Here is a 7,769-nt window from a genome sequence, read left to right as displayed (position 1 = left end):
GCCGGTCCGGATCATCCGCGGCGCCGATTTCGCCGAGACGGAGGCGTGAGATGGCCGAGGACGCCGTCCTGGTCACGGCGCACGCCGGCCACTCGGGGTCGGCGTGTCCGCTAGGCGCTGAGCTGCCGGGCCCGGTGGTCGGCGACGTGAACTCGGGTCGCGCACCGCGTCGAGCAGAACCGGCGGCGGCCGTTGCGCGAAGTGTCGACGTACGCCGTTTCGCAGCCTTCGCGGCCGCAGATACCCAGGCGGTCCGGGGCTTCGCAGACGAGGTGGGCGAGGCCGCCGGCGGTGTAGGCGCGGACGCGACCGACCGGGCCGGCGTCTTCGGCGGAGTAGTGCAGGTGCGGGGGCTTGCCGTCGTGGGTGGTGATGTACGGCCGGCACGCCGCCTCGGCGAGCAGCTCGTTGACCAGGTCCGGACGTGACTCGGGTGCGGCGGCGAACACCGGGCGCAGCCGGTGCGCCCACCCCGCGATCCGGGCCGCTTCGTCGTCGGTCAGGGCAGCGATCGCCATGCCGTTGCGGACCATTCCGTCGAGGAGCTCGCTCGCGGAGCCCGCGTTCACCAGGTCGGCGGCCACCCGCGCGGCCGCACCGCCGTAAGGGTTGAAGTGCACTAAGTCATTACAGCACGATCGGCGCATGGACCGGAACCGTTGCCCCCGCTGCGGCTGGCCGCTCGCCGAACTCCCGGCGACCGCGGCCCAGCCCGTCTCCGCCCGGCTCGACTACGTGCGCTGCGTCTGCGGCAGCTGGCTCGCCCGGCTCGACGGCGAAGTCGTCGGCGCGACCCAAGCCCGGTGAATCAGAGGTCCAGCGCGCCCGCCGCGTTGTCGTTCCACTGGTCGACCCGGCGGATGTACTCGTACAGCGCGCGGCTGCCGCGCACCCACCGTCCCTGGTCGGCGATGGCGAGATCGTCGGCCCCGGCCCGGCGCGCCTCCGTCGCGAACCCGGACCGCAGGGAGTGCCCGGTCACCGGGTACGGCAGGCCCGCCCGGACCCCAGCCCGGGTGAGGATCTGGTTGACGCCGGTGGTGCTCAGCGCGGGTGCGCCGACGTTGCCGTGCCGGTCGACCCGGCGGAACGCGGGTCCTTCGGTGATCCCGGCGCCGGACCGCCACGCGTGCCACGCCCGCACCGGATCGGTGTCGGGGCTGTCGCGCCGCGGGACGACCATGTCGCCGGTGCTCTTGCCGTGTCGCACGGTCACCGCCAGGCCCCGGTCGTCGACCGGCTCCACGTCGGTGACCAGCAGGTTCGCCAGATCCGAGCAGCGCGCGGCGATCGGGAACCCGATCAAGAGCATCGCCCGGTCGCGGGCGCCGGCGAGGGTGTCGGGGCACGCCCGCGACATCGCCCGCAGGTCGGTCAGGGTGACCATGGTGGCCTTGCCGCGGCCGCGCTGGATCCCCTCCCGGGCGAGCCGCTGCCGGTATCCCTTCAGCGCCCGCCAAGCGGCGCGGCTCGCTTCGGGGTCGACGACGACCTTGTGGTGCCGCAGCCCGGCGAGCGCCCCGGTCAGCCGCCGTTCGATCGTCGACGGCGCCGCCGGGGCGGCTCGTTCCGGCACTTCGGGCACGGCCCGCTCGTCCGGCCGCAGCGTGCGGCCGCGTTCGAGCCACACGACGAACCCGGTCAGCGCGCCGACCGACGCCGACAGCGGCGGGATCCCGGCTTCGGCGGTGTAGTCCTGCCACACCTGCCAGTCCTGGGCGTAGGCCTTGAGCGTGTTCGGTGGGCGTTGCCCCTCGACGTGCCGGGCCGCGGCTTCGTCCAGCAGCGCGAGCCGGTCCCGCGGGCTCGCGGCGGCCAGGGCCGCGTCGGTCACCGGTTCCAGGTCGCCAGGCACGCGCCGAGGTTACGGGATGTCGATCTCCGCGGGCAGGGCCACCGCTTCGTGGCCGGACGCGTGGATCTTCACGCCTTGATCCTGTCTGCGTGTCCACGCAAAATTTCTTCAGGGGCGCTGTCGATCCGCGCGGGAGCCGTTCGTATCAGCGGTGAAGACACCGACCCGAGGAGGACGACGTGAAGCAGTACCTGCTCAGCATCTACCAGCCCGACGGCCCGACCCCGCCGCCCGAGGTGCTCGAGGGCGTCATGAAGAAGCTCGACGCACTGAACGCCGACTTGAAGACGGCCGGGGCCTGGGTGTTCACCGGCGGCCTCCACCCGCCGTCCACCGCCACCGTGCTGCGGGCCGCCGACGGCGACACGCTCGTCACCGACGGCCCCTACGCCGAAGGCAAGGAACACCTCGGCGGGTTCACCATCATCACCGCGCCCGACCTCGACGCCAGCCTGTCCTGGGGCGGCAGGCTCGCCGACGCCGTCGCCCCGCTGCCCGTCGAGGTGCGGCCCTTCAGCGGATGACCTCCGAGATCGAGCGGGTCTTCGCCGCGGAGTACGGCCGCGCGGTGTCCGTCCTGGTGCGGGCCTTCGGCGACATCGACATCGCCGAAGAAGCCGTCCAGGACGCGTTCGCCGAAGCGGTGCGGCGCTGGCCGGCCGCCGGGCTTCCGCCGAGCCCGGCGGGCTGGATCATCACCACCGCACGCAACCGCGCCGTCGACCGGCTGCGCCGGGAAGCCGCCCGGGAGGACAAACACGCCCAGGCCGCCCTGCTGCGTTTCGCGACCGAGCCCGTCGAGGAGGGTGCCGTGCCCGACGAACGGCTCCGGCTCATCTTCACCTGCTGCCACCCCGCGCTGGCCCGCCCCACCCAGGTCGCCCTGACCCTGCGGCTGCTCGGCGGGCTGACCACCGCGGAGATCGCGTCGGCGTTCCTGGTCGCCGAGCCGGCCATGGCCCAGCGGATCGTGCGCGCGAAGCACAAGATCCGCGACGCCGGCATCCCGTACCGCGTGCCGCGGGACGCCGACCTGCCCGCGCGGCTGTCCGCCGTGCTCGCCGTGCTGTACCTGGTCTTCAACGAGGGTTACACGGCCAGCGCGGGGGTTGAGCTGGTCCGCGCCGACCTGTGCCGGGAGGCGATCCGGCTCGCCCGTGTCCTGGCCGGCCTGATGCCCGACGAGTCGGAGGTCTGGGGCCTGCTCGCGCTGATGCTGCTCATCGACGCGCGGCGCGCCGCCCGCGCGAACGCCGAGGGCGAGCTCGTGCTGCTGGCCGGTCAGGACCGTTCGCGGTGGGACGCGGACCTGATCGCCGAGGGCCAGGAGATCGTCCGCCGCTGCCTGCGCCGCGACCAGCCGGGCCCGTACCAGATCCAGGCGGCGATCCAGGCCGTCCACAGCGACGTGCCCACGGACTGGACCCAGGTCAAGGCGCTGTACGACCAGTTGCTGGCCGTCACCCCGACGCCGGTGGTGGCGCTGAACCGCGCGGTCGCGGTCGCCGAGGTCGAGGGTCCCGCCGCGGGACTGGTTCTCGTCGAGGACCTCGACCTCACGCACTTCGCGCTGTACCACGCGATCCGCGCGGACCTGCTGGATCGGCTGGGTCGGACTGGGGAAGCGGTGGCGGCGTATACGACGGCGATCGACCTGACCCGCAACGGCGCGGAGGAGGCTTTGCTGCGGCGCAAGCTCGCCGTGTGCCGTCAGCGGTTGCCGGGTGAGAGGACGTAGGAGAACCGGCGGACGCGGGGGCACCCAGGTCTGAACCGCGCTGACATCGGCCAGCGTGACCGAACCGCGTCCGTACGATGACGCGGTGGATATCCCGGCGGAGCCTGACGAATGGGAAACCGTCCTCGCGTTCCTGCAAGAGGCGCGGATCAGCGACGTACTGCTGCCGGGGTGGGTCGACCGTAGCGGACGCAGTGCCGTGCTGCGCCCTCTGGCCTCCACCGTCTACCTGGAAAGCGACAGTGGCTACCTCCAACTGTCCGCTGTGAACAACTGCGGGGGCTTGCGGTTCCGCGTCGTCGAGGAGATCGAGTACGAGTCGTACCTGACCGAGGATCCCGACGAAGACCTGGTCGCGGCCAGTGTGGGGACGCACTACCTCGGGAGCCGCACCGACGTGCCCTGCGTCGGGATGCGGCTCTTCGTGAACGACGAGTCGGACCCCGAGCGCGGGATCTACCGGGCCGCCGAGTTGATGTTCGAAGGGGCGGAGATCCTCTTTGATCCGTTCTACCTCGACGGTGTGCGGATCGGCACGAGTGGCACCGCGGATGTCTGGCTCGAGGACCATCGGGGCGAACAGATGACGGCGCGGTTCGGTCCGCTGCGCGAGGTCAGGTGGAGTCCGACGCCCTGAGGGCGGGTGTCACGCGACGGCCGGACTCGCTGAGCTCGTGCGCCTTCGCCGCCTGCTCCAGCGGGAGCCTGGTTTTCGCGGCGCCATCTGCCCCCTTATCGCGTCCCAGGCACCCGTGCCGGGTTCTGAGTTCGGATATGTGACCTTATCCAAACTCAAGAGCCCTCAGTTCATCGTTCAGATTTAGAACAGCTCATTCTGGTTTTGATTAGAACGTTTGATAGGGTCTGATCATGACGGAAGACGCTGGTCAGGTTCGGGTGTGCGAGTACCGGCGGTGCGGAGCGCCGCTGCCGCCCGCGGTAGGGCGGGGAAGCCGGGCCCGGTTCTGCCAGGACGGGAAGACGTGGGGGCGGCGGAACCTCAGCTGCCGTGACGCCGAAGCCGTCCTGTCGGACGCGGAGTCGCTGCGGGAGAGCGACACCGCGCTCGACGACACCGCCGTCACGGCGCTCGCCGGTCAGGTCGATCGGGTGCTGGAACCGGCTCGCGGGCTCGTCGAAACGCTCACGACGCTGCGCCACCAGCTCGAAGCGACCACCGCCACCGCACTCGCGGAACGGGACGCGGCCCTGGCCGAGGCCGACGAGCACCGCCGTCAGCGCGGTCTCGCCGAAGCCGAAGCCGCTCAGGCCCGGGAAGCCGCGGATGAGGCCGCCCGGACCGCCGCCACCGCGGAGAAGGACAAAGCCGCGGCCGCCCGGGACCGGGAGGCCGAGCGCAGTGCCCGCCGGGCAGCCGTGCAGGAGCAGCAACGCGCCGAAGGTCAGCTGGCCGCGGTCCGTGACGAGCTGGCCCGGGCCGGCGAACGAGCCGAGGCCGCCGCGGCGCTGGCCGGTGAGCGAGCCACGGCGATCGCCACCTTGACCGCGGAACTGACGGCCGCCCGTGTGGCCCTCGACGAGGAACGCGGTCGCGGGCAGGCGGCCGCTTCACGGGCCGAAGCGGCCGAAGCCCGGGCCGACGCCGCCACCGAACGGCTCGACGTGGCACGTGAGGAACTGACCAGGACGGCCGCGGCTCATCAGTCGGCCCAGCAGGCGGTGCTCGAACGGGCGCGGGTGGACGCCGAACAGCTGCGCGCCGGCTTCGACGGGCGGCTGGCCGAGCTGCAGGCGGCGCACGAGCAGACCGTCCGGTCGATGCACGAGACCACGACGAACCTCGGCGCCGAACTCCGGACGTCCGCCGCGCGGGCGGACGCGGCCGAACGTGCGCTGGCCAGGATCCTGGCGGTGCTGCGGGAGATTCCGGGTCTGGAGCTCCCCGAGGACGTCGTCACAATGCTCAAGTAGTTACTTGACTATCGTGGGTGGCGGGCATAACTTAAGGACATGCTTAACCATGAGGAGTCGCTGGACCTCGTGTTCCGCGCGCTGGGTGACCGGACGCGGCGGGCGCTGGTGGAGCGGCTCGTGCGCGGTCCGGCGTCGGTCAGCGAACTGGCCGAGCCGCTGACCATGTCGCTCGCCGCGGTGGTGCAGCACCTGCAGGTGCTGGAGGCCGCGGGGATCGTGCGGTCGGAGAAGGTGGGGCGCGTCCGCACCTGCCGGATCGAACCGGAGGCGCTGCGGGTCGGCGAGCACTGGCTGGGGCGGCAGCGCACCTCGTGGGAGGGCAGGCTCGACCGGCTCGGTGACTTCCTCGCCGGACCGGACACCTCGGAAGGGAGCACGTCATGACGGTCCTGCACAGCACTTTCAGCCTCGAACGCAGCTACCCGGTGCCGCCCGAGCGAGTCTTCGCCGCCTGGGCCGACCCGGCCGCGAAGGCCCGCTGGTTCGTCACGAACGGGACGCACGAACTGGACTTCCGCGTCGGCGGCCGGGAAGCCCTGCATGCCTCGGGCCCGGACGGCACGGCGTTGATCTTCGTCGCGACCTACCACGACATCGTGCCGGAGCGGCGGATCGTCTACTCCGGGGCGCTGAGCGGCGGGGGCACGCTGGCGACGGTCTCGGTCACCACGATCGAGCTGGTCGGCGAAGGCGACGGCACCCGCCTGATCCTGACCGAGCAGGACACCTTCCTCGACGGCGCGGAGGAGCCGGCCTGGCGGGAGCAGGGCACCGGCGACCAGCTGGCCAGGCTGGCCAAGGAACTGGGGTCGTGAACGCCGTCGCGGAGTTGACCCGCTTGATCGAGGGCCGGGTCGCCGCCGTCGCCGCGAAAGACGTCGACGCGCTGGCTACGCAGTACGCCGAGGACGTCACGCTGTTCGACGCGGTCGGGCCGCTGGCCGATCGGGGCGCCGACGTCGAGCGGACGCGGCTGGAGACGTGGTTCGGCGCCTACCGCACGGAGATCGGCCTGCGGATCCGCGACCTCGAGGTGACCGTTGCCGGGCCGGTCGCGTTCGCGCACTACCTGTTTCACGTGCGGGGCACGATGCGCGACGGCGCCGAGGTCGCGATGTGGGTGCGTTCCACGGTCGGCTTCCGGAAGCTCGCCGAGGGCTGGAAGATCGTGCACGAGCACAGTTCGGTGCCGTTCAACGGCGCCACCGGCCAGGCGCTGACGGCGCTCAGGCCGACCGGTACCGCTGGGGACTGACGCCGAACTCGCGCTTGAAGGCCGCGCTGAGGGCGAACGCGCTGCCGTAGCCGACCTGGTGGGCGACCGCGCCGATCGTGGCGTCCGGTTGCTGGCGCAGCAGGTCCGCGGCGAGGGCGAGCCGCCAGCGGGTGAGGTAGGCCATCGGTGTTTCGCCGACGGCGGCCGCGAACCGCCGGGCCAGCGCCGCCCGGGAGACGCCGGCGTTGGCGGCGAGCTTCGCGACCGTCCACGGCTCGGCGGGCTGGTGCTGCAGCAGCCGCAGCGCCTGTCCGACGACCGGGTCGTCGTGGGCGCGGTACCAGGCGGGCGCGCTGGTGTCCGGCCGGTCGAACCAGGCCCGCAGCGCGGCGATCAGCAGCAGGTCGAGCAGGCGGTCGAGAACGGCTTCCTGGCCGGGCACGTCGCGGCCGATTTCGACGGCGAGCAGGCCGACGAGCGGGGTGGGCCAGTCGGCGGCGCGCAGGACGATCAGCGTGGGCAGTGCGGCCAGGAGCTTCTTGCTGAGCTCGCCTTCCATGCCGTAGGTGCCGGTGAGCAGCACGACCGGGCCGTCGGTGCCGTGGCCCCAGGTGCGGACGCCGACGTCGGCGAGTTCGGTGAGGTGCCCGCCGTCGGGGGTGCGGCACTCCTGGCCGGGCAGGATCAGCGCCTGCGGCGGGGTCGTCGGGTGGTCCGCGACGAGGTAGGGGCCGGGGCCGCGGACGATCGCGACGTCGCCTTCGCCCAGCGGCACGGCTTCGCCGGCGTCGGGCACGATCCACGCTTCGCCGCGCACCACCGACACGACGGTCAGGGGCGCCCGGTCTTCGATGCGCAGCGACCACGGCGGGGTGAGCACCGAGCGCAGCAGGAACGCGCCGTGGGCGCGGGGGCCGTCGAGGAGCGCGGCGAGGGGGTCCATGCTCCTCAGGGTAGACGCTGAAACATGCGATCGAGGCTTTCAACTATGGAGAGTCTCACGCGCAGCGGCTTGACTCGGGAGC

Annotated in this window: 11 protein-coding genes; 8 read left to right on the top strand and 3 right to left on the bottom strand. The window is 72.3% G+C overall.

Annotation, left to right across the window (positions count from 1 at the left end):
* Nucleotides 1-110 precede the first annotated feature (110 nt).
* Nucleotides 111-620, bottom strand: coding sequence for a CGNR zinc finger domain-containing protein (locus AB0M82_RS04600; RefSeq protein ID WP_364717686.1), 510 nt, complete (start codon nt 618-620; stop codon nt 111-113).
* Between the two features lie 25 nt (nt 621-645).
* Here AB0M82_RS04600 and AB0M82_RS04595 point away from each other — a divergent pair, with 25 nt between their 5' ends.
* Entirely contained in the window at nt 646-807 is a 162-nt protein-coding gene (locus AB0M82_RS04595) for a hypothetical protein (RefSeq protein WP_364717685.1), read from the top strand.
* Nucleotide 808: 1 nt separating this feature from the next.
* Here the strand turns inward: AB0M82_RS04595 and AB0M82_RS04590 are convergent, their stop codons facing one another.
* Nucleotides 809-1,855: a tyrosine-type recombinase/integrase gene (locus tag AB0M82_RS04590; RefSeq protein WP_364717684.1), complete on the bottom strand. Its 1,047-nt coding sequence runs from the start codon at nt 1,853-1,855 to the stop codon at nt 809-811.
* Between the two features lie 179 nt (nt 1,856-2,034).
* Here AB0M82_RS04590 and AB0M82_RS04585 point away from each other — a divergent pair, with 179 nt between their 5' ends.
* The 7 genes from AB0M82_RS04585 to AB0M82_RS04555 all read left to right on the top strand — a co-directional run bounded on the left by AB0M82_RS04585 (nt 2,035) and on the right by AB0M82_RS04555 (nt 6,783).
* Complete coding sequence (locus AB0M82_RS04585) at nt 2,035-2,379, top strand: YciI family protein (protein ID WP_364717683.1); 345 nt, start codon at nt 2,035-2,037, stop codon at nt 2,377-2,379.
* Nucleotides 2,376-3,593: a DUF6596 domain-containing protein gene (locus tag AB0M82_RS04580; protein ID WP_364717682.1), complete on the top strand. Its 1,218-nt coding sequence runs from the start codon at nt 2,376-2,378 to the stop codon at nt 3,591-3,593. Before AB0M82_RS04585 ends, AB0M82_RS04580 begins: the two co-directional genes overlap by 4 nt.
* A 55-nt stretch (nt 3,594-3,648) precedes the next feature.
* Nucleotides 3,649-4,230: a hypothetical protein gene (locus AB0M82_RS04575; protein WP_364717681.1), complete on the top strand. Its 582-nt coding sequence runs from the start codon at nt 3,649-3,651 to the stop codon at nt 4,228-4,230.
* A gap of 233 nt (nt 4,231-4,463) precedes the next feature.
* Nucleotides 4,464-5,525, top strand: coding sequence for a hypothetical protein (locus AB0M82_RS04570; protein WP_364717679.1), 1,062 nt, complete (start codon nt 4,464-4,466; stop codon nt 5,523-5,525).
* A 39-nt stretch (nt 5,526-5,564) separates the two neighbouring features.
* Nucleotides 5,565-5,912 (top strand): metalloregulator ArsR/SmtB family transcription factor, encoded by a 348-nt coding sequence (locus AB0M82_RS04565; protein ID WP_364717678.1) that lies wholly within the window; start codon nt 5,565-5,567, stop codon nt 5,910-5,912.
* Entirely contained in the window at nt 5,909-6,343 is a 435-nt protein-coding gene (locus AB0M82_RS04560) for an SRPBCC domain-containing protein (RefSeq protein WP_364717676.1), read from the top strand. Before AB0M82_RS04565 ends, AB0M82_RS04560 begins: the two co-directional genes overlap by 4 nt.
* Nucleotides 6,340-6,783, top strand: a complete 444-nt coding sequence (locus AB0M82_RS04555; RefSeq protein WP_364717675.1) for a nuclear transport factor 2 family protein — start codon at nt 6,340-6,342, stop codon at nt 6,781-6,783. Before AB0M82_RS04560 ends, AB0M82_RS04555 begins: the two co-directional genes overlap by 4 nt.
* Here the strand turns inward: AB0M82_RS04555 and AB0M82_RS04550 are convergent.
* Complete coding sequence (locus AB0M82_RS04550; protein ID WP_364717674.1) at nt 6,755-7,687, bottom strand: AraC family transcriptional regulator; 933 nt, start codon at nt 7,685-7,687, stop codon at nt 6,755-6,757. The two genes, AB0M82_RS04555 and AB0M82_RS04550, sit on opposite strands and share 29 nt — an antisense overlap.
* Nucleotides 7,688-7,769: the final 82 nt, after the last annotated feature.

Source organism: Amycolatopsis sp. NPDC051128, assembly GCF_040682715.1.
Taxonomy (GTDB): Bacteria; Actinomycetota; Actinomycetes; order Mycobacteriales; family Pseudonocardiaceae; genus Amycolatopsis.
This window is presented reverse-complemented; position numbering and strand designations above follow the sequence as displayed.

What these genes read in the sequence shown, in the direction of transcription:
- AB0M82_RS04595 (WP_364717685.1), top strand. Translation starts at nt 646, where the DNA reads ATGGACCGGAACCGTTGCCCCCGCTGCGGCTGGCCGCTCGCCGAACTC.
- AB0M82_RS04580 (WP_364717682.1), top strand. Translation starts at nt 2,376, where the DNA reads ATGACCTCCGAGATCGAGCGGGTCTTCGCCGCGGAGTACGGCCGCGCG.
- AB0M82_RS04570 (WP_364717679.1), top strand. Translation starts at nt 4,464, where the DNA reads ATGACGGAAGACGCTGGTCAGGTTCGGGTGTGCGAGTACCGGCGGTGC.
- AB0M82_RS04565 (WP_364717678.1), top strand. Translation starts at nt 5,565, where the DNA reads ATGCTTAACCATGAGGAGTCGCTGGACCTCGTGTTCCGCGCGCTGGGT.
- AB0M82_RS04560 (WP_364717676.1), top strand. Translation starts at nt 5,909, where the DNA reads ATGACGGTCCTGCACAGCACTTTCAGCCTCGAACGCAGCTACCCGGTG.
- AB0M82_RS04550 (WP_364717674.1), bottom strand. Translation starts at nt 7,687, where the DNA reads ATGGACCCCCTCGCCGCGCTCCTCGACGGCCCCCGCGCCCACGGCGCG.